Raw genomic sequence first — 16,620 nt, forward strand, 5'->3', positions numbered from 1 at the left:
GTTGTCGGGATGTGCGAATGGGGCTTCCCGAAAAGACGCTAGCAGTTGAATCGGCTTTCCAGGTGAAAGGGTGTGTGGCTTCGAGCTCACAGAGACATGGCTGCAAATAGCGAGAAATGGCCCGCCTGTTCTCCGACAAGATGCGGGAACCTGCACGGTTTACGCAGCCCGAACCCCGCAGTTCTGCGCCATCTGGAGAGGCGCACTGGCGTTGGGAGCAAGACTATTGGACTAGTTGGCGGGCCACGACCGATGAAGATGAGCACTACGAATACGCTGTAGCACTATGAGCTTCGATCATCCGTGCGAAAGATAACATCACGCGCTATACGCTCTTCTGGCCAAAGCGCACATGCGAGCAGAACAACTGCTACGACTATGTAAGGAGCGAATGGAGCGATGCCGTAGACAACCGTGCCGGCAAGCGGGCCGATGACCATTCCTAGACCCTGAGCGGCGCCAACAGAACCTGCAGCGGCACCCTGCTGTGTGGGTTCTACCGAGTTAGCTGCAAGTGCAGAGAAGGAGGGGAAGACCAAGCCCATACCCGCCGCCGCTACGAAGTAACTCGTCCATAGCAGAGGCGCACTCGTTGCTAAAATCACCGAAGCGAAGCCGACCGACGCTATCAGGCAGCCAACTCTAATCAATCTAGTCGGAGACCACGCAAGCTTCCTCACTGCCAGCTGCGACAGGAGCACTGCCACGCCTACTGCGGTCAATGCGAAACCCGCTGCTGATGCGGCTTCGTTCGATCCGAGCTTGAGGCGATCAAGTGCATAGAAGCCGACCGTGATTTGCGCGACGGCAACGCTGAACATGGCAACGAACGCCACTGCCATCGGCCTCCTGATCCGAGCATCTTGTAATTGCATTTCCGACCTTGCCAAAGCTGCGTGGCTTTCGGCACGCGGCAGGGAGACCCCAAGGATCAACACGGCGAGCAGGGGCAAGATGGCGGCGGCGTAAAGCGGTAAGCTGAGGTTCACGGGCGCAAGTGCCCCGGCCAACGCCGGTCCCGCAATCAAGCCAGCCGCGCTGGCAGCACCGATAGAGGCCATTGCCGAAGCGCGTTTCTCGGGAGGTAAGTGATCAGCAACAAGGGCCAAGCTCGTTGTGGAGACCCCTGCGTAGAAGGCTCCAATGGCACCACGCGCGATCATCAGAGCGATGAACGTGAGCGTCGTCGAGGCCAGCATGCTTAGGCCAGCGTAGACGGCGGCGCAGAGCAACAGGTAGCTGATAAAGAAGCCGCTGGTGCAGATGAGCAAGACCACCCGGCGTCCGTGCCTATCGCTTGCCGTGCCCCACGGTCGAGCCAGCAACATCCAGAGCAATCCGGCCACTGTCACAGTGGCACCCGCTTGCCATGCTGCCAGACCTACAGAGCGAGCAATAGGACCGATCAGAGCGACAAAGGCCATCATCGCCATAGAGCTGGCTGCCGCGACAAAGATAAGCGGCTTCATATTCAATCGGCGCGCGTTCACATCCAAGGTGAATGCGTCGCTTGCGTCGCGCGGCCACCGTCGAACGAGCGATCCAAACCTCGCAAGCGGGCAACGGCGAACCCGAGCATCCCAGCAGCAAGCAGCGCGAGGTAAGCCAGGGGCGACAATAATCGAGCCGTGGGCACATCCGGCTCAACGAATTCGAAGCGCGGAAGCCGATCAATGTCGTCAATGCCTAACCGCGTGCGCTGAAAAATCATGGGTGAGAGCGTCTTGCCCCAGCGATCGAGGAAGAGTTGGGCCTGTTCCACATAAGCCTGCTGACGCAATCGCCCGGTTCCGGCGGCATCGGTGAGCACCTGATCCAGTACCGCTGCGGGGGAGATGAAGCGCAGGCGATCAACCCAAAGGTTATGGCGCTCCTGGCGACGCAATTGCTCGGCGATGACCGGAGCAATCTCATCCTCGACGATGCGCTGCGACGCATAAAGTTTGGCTGGCCAGTACTCATTGTTTGCGCCGGCATCCTGTAGTTCGGGGTGTTCAGATACGTAGCCGTCGAGATTCTCATCGATGCGCTGGTTAGCGCGGTTAGAGGCTTCCCGGACGGTGTTGATCAGGTCGAAGGACGCTGGAGTCGGCGCGATCACATTTGCCGACGCCACAGCGGATGCTGGCAGCAGCACGACGACCGCGAGCCACACGCCTGCTGCGGTGAGTGCCAGCGCCTCTTGACGCCATGGCAGGCTCGCTATCGAGGCACCCAAGGCTCCCCAAAACACCAGGTAAAGCAAGGCTGCGACGAGCCAGATCGCCAATCGATCGATCGGCGCGTTCCAGAACACTGCCGTCACGCCAATGACGGAGAGGGATACAAGGACTGGCGACAGCCGGAGCGCCAGCCTCACGCCAAACCTTGCTCCAAGCCTCGGCCCTTGTATGGCCACCAATCGTAACCGCCCAGTCTCGCGCTCCTCCGCAACGACGTTGTACGTCAGGGCAAGAACGAACAGAGGGAGCAAGAGCACAACCAAGAAGCCCACGTCGAAACGACCAGCCGCCAAGGCAAGTGGGCTACCGAACTCATGTTTTCGGAACAGATTATCGGCCCGGACCATGAACAGCGAGACGTTGGCCGAGAACGGCTCGATATCCTCTCGACCGAAGCTCAGCGCCGCAAGCGGGCCGGACGACCTTGCCGCGTTCCAGTCGGCCACATTTGGCTCACTGGCTCCCCACGGGTTAACAGGGACCAATCCAGCCGCCTCCCGCCGCAAGGTCTCTTTGGCGAACTGACGCTTTTCGATAGACCGCGTTATCTCCGCCTGCGCCTGCGTGTTTCGCTGCGTCTCGAACCGCTGCCCGTTCCAAAGGCAGGTCACCGTAAGAAGGAGAACCAGAACACACGCCCAGCGAAAGATAGGCTCGCGCGAAGTGATGCGCCATTCTCCGGCGAACATGGTCATGCCCGCTTCTCCAGTCTGTTGGCAGCGAACAGTAGGAACATGCCTGTCCCGGCAACCCAAAGCAGCAGCAGAACGATATCCATAACATAACGGTCGAGGATGCCTTTGATTGCCGGCGGCACGTACGAAAAAGTCTGCACCGTGTCCCAGAACCCCGGGGGGGCTGTGTTCCGGTTATTCTGCCCTTTCCCGGTGCGCGTCTGCTCTGCGTTCAAGAGGCGTTGAATATCTCGTCGGTGGCCCTCAGCGGCATGCGTAAAGGATTGCTGGTGAACAAGATCGGTCCCCGCCAGTCCCATTGAAAGCGTTTTGATGCTGATTAAGGGGGAAACGGGGGCATACCAGCGCTGGGCGGCAACCTGTCGATTCTCTTGGGCCTGCAACTCGCCATACAGGCGATCATAGACCAGATTGCCGTATTCCTCACCGGCTTGAAGTGAGATGCCAGCGAAGTCTACCGGCAACTCCTCCAGGGAGCTTACACCGTATTGCGCAAGCACCTGTTCCATAAGGGTCGCAGCGCGCTCGTCACCCGGGTTGTGGCCGTCGATGCCGCCTTCGCGAGCCAGCCGGACCTTTTCCCAGAAGACACCAGCGGTCGGAACGGGATAAACAGTAGATGCATGCTCGGCGGCGAGACGAGGAATTAAGACAATGCACACAGCCCATACGCAAAGCAGGATGAGCAGGGCCTGCCGTGCGCTGGAGGCAATGGCCGACACGCCGACAGTCAGGCCGACCCAAATTGCAGCGTAGCAGAGGTAGATCGCGACCGCTCCCATCCAACGTACAGCGATATCGAGCGAGCTCACGGTCGAGGATGCCGATGCCGATGCGATGCTCGTCAACACAACAAGGGACGTTACCACAACCGCGGCCCCAAACATCAGGTTCGCAGCCTTGCCCGCTAACAAGGGAAGCGCTCTCGCCCCCTGAACTAGCTGTAGTTTGAGGCTACCTCTGTCTCGTTCCCCGGCGACGGCGGCAAATCCAGACATGATGATCAACAGGGGCAGCAGAGCCTGAAGGATCCACGCCGGCGAGAGGTCACCAAATCGCTGAATCAGACTGCTCGTTTCCGCCGGTCGCGCTTGAGGAGGATTCTGATAGTGAGCCTCGATCCACACGGCTTCCCCCATCCATGGCGTCAGGCCAGGGTCAAATGCTGCCAGGGGAAGGCGCGGTTTGAAGGCATATTGCCCCATATGCGCAGCTAGATGCGGATTGATCGCTCCTTGGCCAATCCAGATCGCTCGATCAGCCGCCATCGCGGTCTCGCGTTCGGCGGCGTAGCGGGCTTGCGCTAACGCACTCACGGCAAGAGCCGCCAGGGCGAGAACGATCATAGCCAGTCCAACAAGTCGAAGCCGGCGGTCGCGATGGAACTCTGCGAACTCCTTGCGAATTATCGACGCAATCATGGATCAACCCCGCATATGATCGGCGTAGAGCCTGTCCAGCGTATCTGGAGCTGTAGTGCGAGCCTCGACAACTTCGATCAACCTGCCCTGCTTCATGATACCAATACGATCGGCTATCTCCCGCGCTCGGAAAACGTCGTGCGTGACCATCAGGATCGCCGAGCCGTTGTCGCGAAGCTGTGAGAGATGCGCGCCAAAGTCGTTAGCGGCGAGGGGGTCCAGCCCGCTCAGGGGCTCGTCGAGCAACAGGGCATCCGCGCGCTTCGCCATTGCGATGGCAATTCCCACTTTCTGGCGCATGCCCTTCGAATAGCCAGCGAGACGTTTGCTGACATCTAAGGGAGCAAGCCCCGACTCGATCAGCAGCTTGCTCGCCTCGTCGTTGCTCAAGCGATGCCCCGCGAGGCTGGAGAAGTATCGAAGATTCTCCCCTCCTGTCAGGAGCGGGAACAGGTTCACCTGGTCCGGGATATATGCAAGCCGCTTCCGAGCGGCGGTTACGTCATCGCCGACCGATCTTCCTGCCACGAGCACCTCGCCCTCGTCCGGTGTCAAAAAGCCTAGGAACAGGTTCACTGCGGTGGACTTGCCGGCCCCGTTTGCCCCCAAAAGGCAGACGATCTCACCGGCGTTGACGGTTAACTCCAGGTTGTTTACCGCCACGGTTCCCGCGAACCATTTCGTGGCATTCCTCGCTTCCAGCACGCTTCGCCTCTCCCGCCATAGCAAAGCGGTCTTGTAATGGGTAACGCTATAACATTACAAGGCGAGCTAAAGAGGCACGATGTGCCAAGGGGGAATCCGTCGATGCGTATCCGTAGCCTTAGTTCTGTGTTTCTGGGTTCTGCCGCAGCGTTTGCCTGTCAGGCCGCATCCGCACAGACACCTTCAACCCAGCCAGACGGGCAGGACGCAGAGACGACGCAGGTTGAGGACATTGTAGTTACCGGGCGATACAGCGCGGCAACGGCCGTGACTGGCACCAAGAGCGATACACCCCTCATCGAAATCCCACAGGCGGTCGTGGTCATCAGCAACGCCTTGCTCAATGAGCGTCGTCCGCTGACATTGATGGAGGCTCTATACAATTCCAGCGGTGTGGCTGACGTGGGATCGCGGCGGGCCTTCGACAACATTGTCATTCGCGGCTTCGACGCGACAGCTTCGATCTACCTTGATGGGCTTCGAGTCGAACGCGGCAGCGCGTTCGTTCAACAAGAGCCGTTCGGATTGGAGCGTATCGAAGTCTTGAAGGGCCCCGGGTCGGTACTGTTTGGACAAGGCTCGCTCGGCGGGATCGTTAATCAGATCAGCAAGCGGCCAACCAGCACCCCTCAGCTATCTGCTGAGATCATGGGAGGCAGCTTCGGTACATACCAAGGGTCTGTCGATATTGGCGGGCCGCTGACTTCCGATGGTACGATTAGCGGAAGGGTCAATGCTCTCTATCGAGACCTTGGTGATTCCATAGATTTTGTTGATAAGGAGCGTGCCTTTTTAGCTCCTTCTCTGAAATGGTCAGGCGGTAATACTACTGTCACTGTTCTGGGGAGCTACACGCGCGATCGACGCGAAGGAGCTTATGCTGGCCTACCGCCCGAAAGCGTGTTCCTTCCTAATAGCAATGGGACGGTTGATCGAAGCCGATATATCGGTGAGCCCGACTTCGATGGTGATGAGATCGACCGGTATCAGATCGGCTATCAGCTTGAGCACGCGTTCAGCGACCGCTGGCTGTTACGGCAGAACGCCCGCTATTCAGACACAGAGATTGACTCGAGAGGGACGTTCTCAGCCGGCCTTGATCCTGATCTTCGCACCCTCCAGCGCTTTACAGCGGCGTTCGATCAGCAAGAGAAGTCGACGGCGGTCGATACGCATATCCAGGGCCGCTTCCAAAGCGGCATCGTCGATAGCACCCTGATTGTCGGAGCGGATGTGCTCTTTCAGAAGATTGCGCAGACCTTCAACTTCGGGTCGGCTGCGCCGCTCGATCTGTATACGCCGGTGTACGGCGGCCCACTGAGTCCATTATTTGGTGTCCTTGATTTCGAGCGTGATGACACGCTCTACGGGTTCTACATCCAGAATCAGCTGAGCATCGGAGACAAGCTGACTGTGCTGCTTGGCGGGCGTTATGACGTATCAGAAACGGACAACCTGAATCTGTTGAACGCCGCCTCACGCGATCAGCGCGACGCGGATTTCACGTTCCGGGCAGGGGCCGTTTACCAAGTGATGCCCGGTGTGGGGCTGTTTGCCAGCTACGCGGAAGCCTTCAATCCTAACTTTGGCGCAACCGCAGCAGGCGAGCCATTCGTCCCCGAGACCGCTGTTCAGTACGAAGCGGGTATCAAGACCGACCTGAACAATGGACGTATCCGCGCGACGGCATCGGTCTACCAGTTGACGCGAGATAACGTGCTCGTACCGTTCCCAGACTTTCCGGGGACTCAGATTCAAACTGGCCAGCAGCGCAGCCGAGGTTTCGAAGCGGACCTCGCGTTTAGGGCTACCCAAGATTGGAACATCACGGCGGCGTACACCTACACCGACGCCCAAGTTCGAAGAGATACCAATCCGCTACTGATTGGTGACAACCCGATCAGTGTACCTGAGCAGCAGTTCAATCTTTGGAGCACCTATGACATCACGCTCGGGCGTGGCACGTTAACCCTCGGCGGGGGAGGTCGCTACGTCGGCAAGCGTCAGGGCACTCTGCCCAACAGCTACGAACTTCCCGATTATGCTGTCGTAGACGCTGCCGCCATTTACCGACTCGACCGCTGGCGCTTCCAGGTGAACGCCTACAATCTGCTCGACAGTGATTACGTCGATTCCGCTTCGCCGACCGGCACGCGAACCGTTCTACTCGGTGAGCCGCTGACAGTACGAGCGTCGATCGGGTATGCTTTCTAGTTGCCAGGGCATGCTCACGCGAAGCGCGGCGAATTAGGCTTGAGATTGGACTCGATGGCACATCCCGCCTCACGGTAGCGAAGCCCGAACCCAGCGAAGATACGTGACTTGGCGGGCGAGAATTTATCACTGGGCACCCCGAGTTCTCCCCCGGATTCCTCGTTCAACGCCGGGCCATGTTCGCGGTGGCGGGCGTCCAACCGGTTATCGTCGCGCAGGCGCTCCGCAGGGTGACGATGGCGATGTGGTGTATTTGGGAGCGGGCGTAATGCTCCTTCCCAGCGCATTTGGTGGCGTGGCAATGGATGGAATTGCCGTGCGGCCATTGTCGTCCGGCGGCCATCAACAGCGTGTTGCGGCGGCTGATGCCAAAGGCGACTTGCAGGGCGTTGTCGCGCAGTTCGTGCACACTGCGAGCACAACGGCGGCTACTGTTGCCGCAAGTTGATCGCGCGAATCAGACTTGCCAGTTTGCAGAATAGCGTAGGTTAGCGTAGTAGTATCTAATGGTAGTTCAGCCTTGTATTAGGGAAGAGTGAGGACGAAGGATTTGACGGCAAGATAAAGCGAGATTCCTCGCTACCGGAACTTCGTTCCTAAGTGTTTGTCTGCACATTGGTTTTTGGCGATCTGTGACCGTCCTCGCGAGGTGAGTGGGTGGCACCCGTGCCATTTTCTCGTTTGTTATCAATGCTTCTATATGCACCAACGACGATGTGCGACCAATGCGATGTCGCCGTTGACCGTCGTTCGCAAGTATTTCTACGCTACGCCCCTACGCCTCGATTTACTGTCTTGCGCCGCTGATTCCAGCCTTCAATCGTCACCTCATGGCGAACGATGATGACCGATTCCGCATCCGCCCCGGCAAGGTCCGCGATCGGGGCGCAGCGCGTCCACCGCGAGTAGTCCGACAGCGCGCCAAGACCTTCATTGGCGAGGTGCATCAGGCCATCCGCCGGGCGGGCGGCAACCCCAATCGACTGGCCGGGACGGGGAAAGGAAGCGGGAGGTTCAACGCGCGCGGGCGGGGCGCACAGATTGCGGCGGGATTGAAGGGCCGGAACGGGTGGAGCCGAGACGGGAGCGGCGTCCGCACCCGCTCGCGGCGGGTGGCGGTGAAGGCCCGCGTCGTGAAGCTCAATCCGCAGCGCGGCGCAGCACGGGGGCGACAGTTCGTCAGCGGCAAGGCGGTGGACGCGCACCTGCGCTATCTGGAGCGCGACGGCGTGACCCGCGACGGCGAGAAGGGCCAGGTCTATTCTGCCGAGCGTGATGTTGCCGATGGTCCAGCCTTCCTCGACCGGGGCCGGGGAGATCGCCACCAGTTCCGCTTCATAGTCTCCGCCGAGGAAGGCGTGGAACTGTCCGACCTTCGTTCGACCACTCGCGACCTGATGACCCAGATGGAGGCGGACCTTGGCACCAAGCTCGAATGGATCGCGGTCGATCACCACAACACCGGCCACCCGCACACACACGTCCTGATGCGTGGCGTCACCGACGACGGCAAGATGCTCAACATCGCCGGGGATTACATCGCCCACGGCGTGCGCGAGCGCGCGAGCGAGATCGTCACGCTGGAGCTGGGCCGTCAGACCGAGCAGGAGGTTAGTCGCCAGCTTGAGCGAGAGGTGCACGCCGAGCGGTTCACCCGGCTCGACCGGATGCTGATCGGGAGCCAAGAGCGCGACGAGTTCTCAGACCTGCGCCCCGACAAGGATATGCTCGAAACCGCCCGGCAGAACCGGGCGCTGCTGATCGACCGCGCCCGCAAGCTGGAGCGCATGGGTCTGGCGACCGAGCATACGCCGGGCGTCTGGACGATATCGCCCCGCGCCGAGCCGATGCTCCGCGAGCTGGGCGCGCGCGGCGACATCATCAAGACCATGCACCAAGCGCTGGAGCGCGAGGGGCTGGCGGAGCAGCGGGCATATGCGGGTTACACCGTGCATCGCGCTGTCCCGACCGAACGCATCGTCGGTCGCGTCGTCGCCAAGGGACTTGGCGGTGACGAGCTAGGCGAGCGGATGGGCATCACCATCGACGGTGTGGACGGGCGCGTCCACCACCTTGAGGTTCCGGCGACCAGTGTCGAAGCCATCGGACGAGGCAGCATCGTCGCGATCGAGCCGCCGCCGAGCGTTCCGCGCACCGCCGACCGCAATATCCTCGCAGCGGCCGATACCAACGGCGTTTACAGCCCGGCAGCACACCGCGAGCAGGCGCGGGCGCGTCTCGGTGGCGAGGACGCCGATGCCTATGTCCGCAGCCACGTCCGCCGCCTGGAGGCGCTGCGGCGAGCGGGGATCGTCGAGCGCGTTCATGCCGAACACTGGACCATCCCCGCCGACCTGCCCCAACGCGGGCTGGCCTATGACCGTCAGCGGTTCGGTAGCGGCCCGCGCATCGACGAACTCTCCCACCTGCCGCTGGACCGGCAGGTGCGCCATGAAGGCGCGACATGGCTTGATCGAGCCATGCTCGGCAGCGGACGCGAGACCATGCCCCACACCGGCTTTGGCGGCGACGTGCGCAAAGCCTGGGACGTTCGCAAGCAGACGCTCGCCGACATGGGCTATGTCCGCGATCTTGGCGGTGGCCAGTTCCGCGCGCCTACCGACCTGATCGAAAAACTGGAAAGCGCCGAAATCAATCGCTCGGGCAAGAAGTTCGCGGCGGAACGCGGTCTCGACTGGCAGCCCACCGGGAGCGGCGATCATGTATCGGGCAAACTCGTCGGTCAGGCCCAACTCACCAGCGGGCGGTTCGCCATGATCGACAACGGCTTGGGGTTCCAGCTCGTCCCGTGGAACGACACGCTCGCCAAACGTCTCGGCCAGCAGGTTGACGGTATCCCCATGCCCGGCGGCGGCATTGACTGGACGCTTGGCAGGAGCCGAGGGCTGGGGCTGTGATCCTGGAGCCAGCCGACCGCAGCCGACAAACGGTCAGTGGTTTGAAGGTAGGGCAATCACTCCTTGCGCAATGACCCATTGAGTGGTACATAAGGATTGGAGTTATCGGATGATCGTAAGTTTTCGGGATGGCTGGTTGCAGGACTTCTTCGTGGACGATGCCCGGTCCCGCAAAATCCCGCCCGACCTCGAAAGCCGCGTCTTTCGCAAGCTCCAGATGATGGACGATGCGACGACTGATCAGGATTTGCGTGTGCCGCCGAGCAATCACTTCGAGAAGCTGCGCGGCAATCTTGCGGCGGTCCATTCGATCCGCGTCAACAAACAGTGGCGGCTGATTTTCCAATGGGATGGCGGCAAGGGCGAGGCGAGCGACGTGTATCTGGACGACCACAGCTATGATTGAGGTGACACCATGTTGATGACAAAGCGCAAGCCGGTGCGCGTCGGCGAGATTCTCACCGAGGAGTTCATGGAACCCATGGGTTTGACCCAGGCGGCGCTGGCCGAGGCGATGGGCGTGCAGCGCAAGCACGTCAACGAGTTGTGCAACGACCGCCGCAACATCACCGCCGCAACCGCGCTGATCTTGTCGCGCGTGTTCGGCAACACCCCCGACTTCTGGTTGAACGTCCAGCGACGCAATGACCTTTGGGATGCGATGCACAGCCCGAAGGAGCGGCAGCGGATCGACCGTGCAAAGCCGCTTAAAAAAGCGGCATGACCGCCGCCCGCCCTACGCCAATCCCGTCAGGAACCGCCGAGCGCAAGTATCTACGCGCGGCACTACGAAGCGTAGTCCAGCGTAGAGAAACGCTATTCTTTCAGCGCGTTGGTTCGACGATTCTGGCGCAATGCCCCGAGTCTCGCGCCCGCATCCGCCCACCGCTTCCGAGCAGCTTGAACGGCTGCTTGGGAAGCCGTGGCCGTTTCCGGGCCGTCCGCCGAAGCACGACGTGGAGGCTTGGACCGTCACCGATGACTGGCCCGATCGCGTGCCGGTCACCCAGGCCGAGGTGGAGGTATTCGAGGCGTGGTTTGGCGACCTGTTCGACGAGATGTGCGGGCCGTGCCGATGATGTGAGGAGTTTGCCGTCATGACCGTGCCGCTACGCGCCGCCCTTTATCTGCGCGTCTCGACCGCGCGGCAGGCCGAGCATGATGTGTCGATCCCCGACCAGCGTAAGCAGGGCGAAGCCTATTGCACGGCGCGCGGCTACCAGCTTGTCGAGACATTCGTGGACGCGGGCGCATCCGCGACCAACGACCGCCGCCCCGAGTTCCAGCAGATGATCGAGGCCGGGACGGCCAAACCCGCGCCGTTCGAGGTCGTGGTGGTCCATTCGTTCAGCCGCTTCTTCCGCGACCATTTCGAGCTGGAGTTCTACGTCCGCAAGCTGGCGAAGAACGGCATCCGCCTGTTGTCGATCACCCAGGAGATGGGCGACGACCCGATGCATGTGATGATGCGTCAGATCATGGCGCTGTTCGACGAGTACCAATCCAAGGAGAACGCCAAGCACGTCCTTCGCGCCTTGAAGGAAAATGCGCGGCAGGGCTTCTGGAACGGCTCGCTCCCGCCGATCGGCTACCGTGTCGTCGCCGCCGAACAGCGCGGGGCGAAGATCAAGAAGAAGCTGGAGATCGACCCGCTGCACGCTGACACCGTGCGGCTGGCGTTTCGGCTTGCGCTGGAGGGCGACGGCACATCCGGCCCGATGGGGGTCAAATCGATCACCAAGCACCTGAACGAACGCCGCATCTTCACCCGCGACGGCGGGCGTTGGGGGATCGGCACCGTCCACCGGATGCTGACGCGCAAAACCTACATCGGTCGGCACGAGTTCAACCGGCGAATGAAGAACGGGGAGAACAAGCCGGACGAGGAGGTCATCCCCGTTGCGGTGCCGCCGATCATCGACCAGACGACGTTCGACGCCGTGCAGGCGCGCATGAAGGCCAGGAACCCGAAGGTGACGCCGCCGCAGGTGGTCGGCGGTCCAACGCTCCTTACCGGCCTAATCCATTGTGCCAAGTGCGGTGGAGCCATGACCATCCGCACCGGCAAGGGCGGTCGCTATCGCTATTACACTTGCTCGACCAAGGCCCGGCAGGGACCGACCGCCTGTACCGGCATGACCGTTCCTATGGAAAAGCTGGACGCGCTGGTCGCCGGGCATCTTGAGGATCGGCTGCTTGACCCGGCCAGACTCGAAGAGGTGCTGGCAACAGTCCTCGACCGGCGGCAAGAGCGCACCGAGCGCCGCCGCGATCACATCGCTGAATTGAACAAGCGCGCAACCGAGACCGACCTACGCCTCAAGCGGCTTTACGACGCCATCGAGAGCGGCGTCGCCGACCTCGATGACCCGGACCTCAAGGACCGCATCGCCAACCTCAAGGCCATCCGCGACCAATCCCGTGTCGATGCCGACCGCGCATCGGCCATGCTGGAAAGCGCGGGCCAGAAGGCGATCACCGCGCCAATGCTCGCCAAGTTCGCACAGACCGCCCGCCAGCGGATGCGACTGCCCGGCGGCGGCTACCGACGCGACCATCTCCGCGCGCTCGCGCAGCGCGTCGAGGTCAACGATGGCGAGGTTCGCATTATGGGATCGAAAAGCGACCTGTTACGGACGCTCGCCGCCGCAGGCGGGGCAGGAACGCTGCCGGGCGCAGTGCCCAGCTTTGTTCCGAAGTGGCGGAGCGGGTGGGATTCGAACCCACGATGAGCTTTTGACCCATACACACTTTCCAGGCGTGCGCCTTCGACCACTCGGCCACCGCTCCGCACCCGGCTTGGGAAGGCGCGCCTCTAGCCCGCTTGATTGGCTTGCGCAAGGCATGCGCTGAGGGTCGGCCGCGCGATCTCGGCGGGGCCAGCTCGTGCCTGCCACGGCTCCTTGGCTAGGCCGGCATTCGCGATTGTGCGGCGCCGCGTTCCGTGCCAGCCTCGCGCCATGATCAGAACCGCCGCATCCGCGCTCGCCGCCCTCGCGCTCACGCTCCCGCTCGCTGCGCAGGAGGCGCCCGCACCGAACGCGGCATCGCCGGGCGAGATCGTCGCTGCGGCCACGCCGCAGGACTGGACCCGCATTGCGCCCGACGACCTGCTGGTGATGGTGCTGGCGCCCGCCGCCGACGGCACCGCGCGCGATGTCGTCATCCAGCTGATGCCACCGCCGTTCTCGCAAGGCTGGGTCGACAATATCCGCACGCTCGCCCGCGCAGGCTGGTACGACGGGATCAGCATCAACCGGGTGCAGGACAATTACGTCGTCCAGTGGGGCGATCCGAATCACGACAATCCTGAGGCCGATGGTCCGGCGAAGCCGTTGCCCGAGGGGCTGCGGGTGATGGAGGAAGGCGATTATGTCCATGTCATTCGCGCTGCCGGACCGGATGAAGACAACATTATCCTGTGGCACCCGAAACCCGATCTTGTTGATAGTTATGCCGGCAGCGCGACTTTCGACAAGGGTTGGCCGATCGGTATTGAAATCGCCGACCGGACGAAGGTGCTCAGGCGGTGGCCCGTCCATTGTTACGGCATGGTCGGCGTCGGCCGCGGCTACTCCCCCGATGCCGGGTCGGGCGCGGAACTCTACACGGTGATCGGCCATGCGCCACGGCACCTCGACCGCAACATCGCACTGGTCGGGCGCGTGGTGGAGGGGATCGAGCATCTTTCGAGCCTGCCCCGCGGGAAGGGTGCGCTCGGGTTCTATGAAGACCCGGCCAAGCGCATCCCGATCCGGTCGATCCGGATCGCCAGCGACCTGCCCGCCAGCGAACAACCCCGCTTCGAATATCTCTCCACCGAGAGCGAAGCCTTCGGCCGCTATGCCGAAGCACGCGCCAATCGCCGCGATCCCTTCTTCATAGCGCCCGCAGGCGGCGCCGATATCTGCAATATTCCTGTCCCGGTACGACGCGTGATACCAGCAGGCGAATAGCGTTTAGCCTCGCCTAGAGTCGCTCCATCAATTCGATCCGGTTGCCGAAGGGATCGCTGATGAACAGGCGGGTGTAGCCTTCGATCGCCTCGCCATCGCGGACCGTGACGCCGGCCTCGTCGAGCTTCGTGCGCAGACCCGCCAGATCATCGACCAGCAGCGCGGGATGCGCTTTCATTGCCGGACGAAACTCGCGGTCGATGCCGATATGGAGGCGCAGCGACCCGCCTTCGAACCAGCAGCCCTCGGGCGCCAGGGTTGCGGGCTTCGGCACCTCGCGCATCTCAAGCAATCCGACGTAGAATTTTCGGGCCTCTGCCTCACCGTTCGCCGGAATGGCGAGCTGGACATGGTCGAGTCCGATTACGCCCACTAAACCCGCTCGGCCTGCGCGATGGCATCGCTGGCGCGCAGGGCGCTGACAATGCGGTTGAGGTGGCCCAGATCCTGCACCTCGAGATCGATATCGTAACCGGCGAAGGGCGGATCGTTCTGAACCTGTTCGAGCGCGCGGACATTGGCGTGGTTCTGCGCGAAGATACCCGCCGCCTCGGCCAGTGTGCCCGGTCTGTCGTAAAGCGTCATGCGCAGGCGCCCCACCGCGCCCGCCGCGCGCTTGCCCCACGACAGGTCGAGCCAGTCGGAATCGATCCCGCTAGCCAGTTCGTGGCATTCGATGGTGTGGACCTCGACCTTCTCGCCCGTCCTGCGGGTGCCGACGATCCGGTCGCCCGGGATCGGGTGGCAGCATTCCGCGAGTGTATAGGCCACACCGGGGGTCAGCCCGCGGATCGAAATTTGCCGCTTGCCCCATTCGGGAGTGTCGGGGAGCGCCTCGGTGCAACCCGGGACCAGCGCCTCCATGACGTCGCGATCCTCGATCTCGGCAGCACCGATCGCATAATAGAGGTCGTCGTCCTCTTCCATGTCGAGCCGTTCGAGCGCCTTCTTGAGCGCCTTCTTGCCGACCCTGGCAGGAACCCGGCTGGCGATCTCGTCGAACAGCTTCTGGCCGATCTCGGCAACTTCGGCGCGTTCCTTGAGCCGCACCGCGCGGCGAATCGCGGCGCGCGCCTTGCCGGTGACGACATAGCCGAGCCAGGACAGTTGCGGCTCGGCGCTGTTGCCCTTGACGATCTCGACGACATCGCCATTCGCCAGCGGGGTGCGCAGCGGCATGTGCCGCCCGTTGATCTTGGCACCCACCGTCTGCGCGCCGAGATCGGTATGGACCGCAAACGCGAAATCGACCGGGGTTGCGCCCTTGGGAAGCTGGAACAGCCCGCCCTTGGGGGTGAAGGCGAAGATGCGGTCCTGATAGATCGCCATCCTTGTGTGCTCGAGCAGTTCCTCGGCATCGTGGCTGGCATCGACGATCTCGATCAAATCGCGCAGCCAGCCGACCTGTCCGTCAGGGCGGTTGCCCTGCTTGTAGGCCCAGTGCGCAGCAAACCCGAATTCGTTGAGCCGGTGCATCTCGCGGGTGCGGATCTGGACCTCCACCCGCATCGAATTCTCGTACATCAGCGAGGTGTGCAGCGAACGGTAGCCATTGGTCTTGGGGGTCGAGATGTAGTCCTTGAACTTGCCCGGCAGGAACTGCCAGGTGCGGTGCAGGACCCCCAGCGCGCGATAGCAGTCGTTCTCGTCCTCGGTGAGGACGCGGAAGGCCATGATATCGGTCACCTGTTCGAAACTGACATGGCGCTCGGCCATCTTGCGCCAGATCGAATAGGGATGCTTTTCGCGCCCGCTGACCTCGACCTGCAACCCGGCTTCGGCCAGCGCCTGCTTCATCGCCAGCGCGATCGCATCGACCTGCCCGCCGTCCTGCGCGCGCAGTTGCGACAGCCGCTTGGCGATGGTTTCATAGGCTTCGGGTTCGAGCTGTTCGAAGGCGAGCAGCTGCATCTCGCGCATGTATTCGTACATCCCGACCCGCTCCGCCAGCGGGGCGTAGATATCCATCGTCTCGCGGGCGATGCGCTGGCGTTTCTCGGGCTTCTTGATGAAATGCAGCGTGCGCATATTGTGCAGCCGGTCGCCCAGCTTGACCAGCAGCACGCGAATATCCTCGCTCATCGCCAGCAGGAACTTGCGCAAATTCTCGGCCGCGCGCTCGTTCTCGGGCATCTGCTCGATCCGGGAGAGCTTGGTCACCCCGTCGACCAGCCGCGCGATTTCGGGGCCGAAATTGGCCTCGATATCCTCGATGGTGGCGAGCGTGTCCTCGACCGTGTCGTGGAGCAGCGCGGTGGCGATGGTTTCCTGATCGAGCTTGAGATCGGTCATCAGCCCGGCGACCTCGACCGGATGGCTGAAATAGGGGTCGCCCGAGGCGCGGGTCTGGGTGCCGTGCTTCTGCACGGTGTAGACATAGGCGCGATTGAGCATCGCCTCGTCGGCGTCGGGATCGTATTCCTTGACCCGTTCTACAAGTTCATATTGGCGCAGCATAGCCGATCAACCTGTGGGCGAACGGGCCGTTT

At 62.0% G+C, this 16,620-nt stretch carries 14 protein-coding genes and 1 tRNA gene; 7 read left to right on the forward strand and 8 right to left on the reverse strand.

What is annotated here, in order from left to right; translation table 11 throughout:
• Positions 1–284: 284 nt before the first annotated feature.
• The 4 genes from A9995_RS13640 to A9995_RS13655 are packed head-to-tail and all read right to left on the reverse strand — an operon-like array spanning position 285 to position 5,043.
• Positions 285–1,490 (reverse strand): MFS transporter, encoded by a 1,206-nt coding sequence (locus A9995_RS13640; protein ID WP_233998223.1) that lies wholly within the window; start codon positions 1,488–1,490, stop codon positions 285–287.
• Positions 1,487–2,917, reverse strand: coding sequence for a DUF3526 domain-containing protein (locus A9995_RS13645; RefSeq protein ID WP_082992736.1), 1,431 nt, complete (start codon positions 2,915–2,917; stop codon positions 1,487–1,489). The genes A9995_RS13640 and A9995_RS13645 overlap by 4 nt, the downstream gene beginning before the upstream one ends.
• Positions 2,914–4,338 carry a DUF3526 domain-containing protein gene (locus A9995_RS13650; protein ID WP_067613959.1) on the reverse strand — a complete coding sequence of 475 codons (1,425 nt, stop codon included), beginning with the start codon at positions 4,336–4,338 and terminating at the stop codon, positions 2,914–2,916. The genes A9995_RS13645 and A9995_RS13650 overlap by 4 nt, the downstream gene beginning before the upstream one ends.
• 3 nt (positions 4,339–4,341) lie before the next feature.
• On the reverse strand, positions 4,342–5,043 hold the full coding sequence (locus tag A9995_RS13655) for an ABC transporter ATP-binding protein (RefSeq protein ID WP_067613961.1): 702 nt from the start codon (positions 5,041–5,043) through the stop codon (positions 4,342–4,344).
• 102 nt (positions 5,044–5,145) lie between these two features.
• On the opposite strand from A9995_RS13655, the gene A9995_RS13660 reads away from it, so the two are divergent.
• The gene (locus A9995_RS13660; RefSeq protein ID WP_168157402.1) at positions 5,146–7,257 is read left to right on the forward strand and encodes a TonB-dependent siderophore receptor; all 2,112 of its coding nucleotides are present in this window, start codon (positions 5,146–5,148) and stop codon (positions 7,255–7,257) included.
• 163 nt (positions 7,258–7,420) lie between these two features.
• On the opposite strand, the gene A9995_RS13665 is transcribed toward A9995_RS13660, so the two are convergent.
• On the reverse strand, positions 7,421–7,666 hold the full coding sequence (locus A9995_RS13665; RefSeq protein ID WP_067613965.1) for a hypothetical protein: 246 nt from the start codon (positions 7,664–7,666) through the stop codon (positions 7,421–7,423).
• A gap of 421 nt (positions 7,667–8,087) precedes the next feature.
• Between A9995_RS13665 and A9995_RS13670 the strand changes: the two genes are divergently transcribed.
• The 5 genes from A9995_RS13670 to A9995_RS13690 all read left to right on the forward strand — a co-directional run bounded on the left by A9995_RS13670 (position 8,088) and on the right by A9995_RS13690 (position 12,907).
• Positions 8,088–10,175 carry a DUF3363 domain-containing protein gene (locus A9995_RS13670; RefSeq protein WP_067613967.1) on the forward strand — a complete coding sequence of 696 codons (2,088 nt, stop codon included), beginning with the start codon at positions 8,088–8,090 and terminating at the stop codon, positions 10,173–10,175.
• A gap of 109 nt (positions 10,176–10,284) precedes the next feature.
• The gene (locus A9995_RS13675) at positions 10,285–10,581 is read left to right on the forward strand and encodes a type II toxin-antitoxin system RelE/ParE family toxin (protein WP_067613969.1); all 297 of its coding nucleotides are present in this window, start codon (positions 10,285–10,287) and stop codon (positions 10,579–10,581) included.
• A 9-nt stretch (positions 10,582–10,590) separates the two neighbouring features.
• On the forward strand, positions 10,591–10,899 hold the full coding sequence (locus A9995_RS13680; RefSeq protein WP_067613971.1) for a HigA family addiction module antitoxin: 309 nt from the start codon (positions 10,591–10,593) through the stop codon (positions 10,897–10,899).
• A gap of 232 nt (positions 10,900–11,131) precedes the next feature.
• Positions 11,132–11,254 carry a hypothetical protein gene (locus A9995_RS17550; protein WP_255360158.1) on the forward strand — a complete coding sequence of 41 codons (123 nt, stop codon included), beginning with the start codon at positions 11,132–11,134 and terminating at the stop codon, positions 11,252–11,254.
• Positions 11,255–11,272: 18 nt separating this feature from the next.
• Complete coding sequence (locus tag A9995_RS13690; RefSeq protein WP_082992738.1) at positions 11,273–12,907, forward strand: recombinase family protein; 1,635 nt, start codon at positions 11,273–11,275, stop codon at positions 12,905–12,907.
• Here the strand turns inward: A9995_RS13690 and A9995_RS13695 are convergent.
• Positions 12,875–12,965: transfer RNA gene (locus A9995_RS13695), tRNA-Ser, on the reverse strand. The genes A9995_RS13690 and A9995_RS13695 overlap by 33 nt on opposite strands.
• 170 nt (positions 12,966–13,135) lie before the next feature.
• Here A9995_RS13695 and A9995_RS13700 point away from each other — a divergent pair.
• On the forward strand, positions 13,136–14,131 hold the full coding sequence (locus A9995_RS13700) for a peptidylprolyl isomerase (protein WP_067613974.1): 996 nt from the start codon (positions 13,136–13,138) through the stop codon (positions 14,129–14,131).
• A gap of 13 nt (positions 14,132–14,144) precedes the next feature.
• Here the strand turns inward: A9995_RS13700 and A9995_RS13705 are convergent, their stop codons facing one another.
• Together A9995_RS13705 and A9995_RS13710 are read right to left on the reverse strand one after the other, a co-directional pair.
• Entirely contained in the window at positions 14,145–14,504 is a 360-nt protein-coding gene (locus A9995_RS13705; RefSeq protein ID WP_067613976.1) for a VOC family protein, read from the reverse strand.
• The gene (locus A9995_RS13710) at positions 14,504–16,588 is read right to left on the reverse strand and encodes a bifunctional (p)ppGpp synthetase/guanosine-3',5'-bis(diphosphate) 3'-pyrophosphohydrolase (RefSeq protein WP_067613978.1); all 2,085 of its coding nucleotides are present in this window, start codon (positions 16,586–16,588) and stop codon (positions 14,504–14,506) included. Before A9995_RS13710 ends, A9995_RS13705 begins: the two co-directional genes overlap by 1 nt.
• Positions 16,589–16,620: the final 32 nt, after the last annotated feature.

The organism is Erythrobacter sp. QSSC1-22B (genome assembly GCF_001678665.1).
GTDB lineage: Bacteria > Pseudomonadota > Alphaproteobacteria > Sphingomonadales > Sphingomonadaceae > Qipengyuania.

Excerpts from the sequence above, each read along its gene's own strand:
- A9995_RS13645 (WP_082992736.1), bottom strand. The coding sequence starts at position 2,917 with ATGACCATGTTCGCCGGAGAATGGCGCATCACTTCGCGCGAGCCTATC.
- A9995_RS13650 (WP_067613959.1), bottom strand. The coding sequence starts at position 4,338 with ATGATTGCGTCGATAATTCGCAAGGAGTTCGCAGAGTTCCATCGCGAC.
- A9995_RS13660 (WP_168157402.1), top strand. The coding sequence starts at position 5,146 with ATGCGTATCCGTAGCCTTAGTTCTGTGTTTCTGGGTTCTGCCGCAGCG.
- A9995_RS13670 (WP_067613967.1), top strand. The coding sequence starts at position 8,088 with ATGGCGAACGATGATGACCGATTCCGCATCCGCCCCGGCAAGGTCCGC.
- A9995_RS13675 (WP_067613969.1), top strand. The coding sequence starts at position 10,285 with ATGATCGTAAGTTTTCGGGATGGCTGGTTGCAGGACTTCTTCGTGGAC.
- A9995_RS13680 (WP_067613971.1), top strand. The coding sequence starts at position 10,591 with ATGTTGATGACAAAGCGCAAGCCGGTGCGCGTCGGCGAGATTCTCACC.
- A9995_RS13690 (WP_082992738.1), top strand. The coding sequence starts at position 11,273 with ATGACCGTGCCGCTACGCGCCGCCCTTTATCTGCGCGTCTCGACCGCG.
- A9995_RS13700 (WP_067613974.1), top strand. The coding sequence starts at position 13,136 with ATGATCAGAACCGCCGCATCCGCGCTCGCCGCCCTCGCGCTCACGCTC.
- A9995_RS13710 (WP_067613978.1), bottom strand. The coding sequence starts at position 16,588 with ATGCTGCGCCAATATGAACTTGTAGAACGGGTCAAGGAATACGATCCC.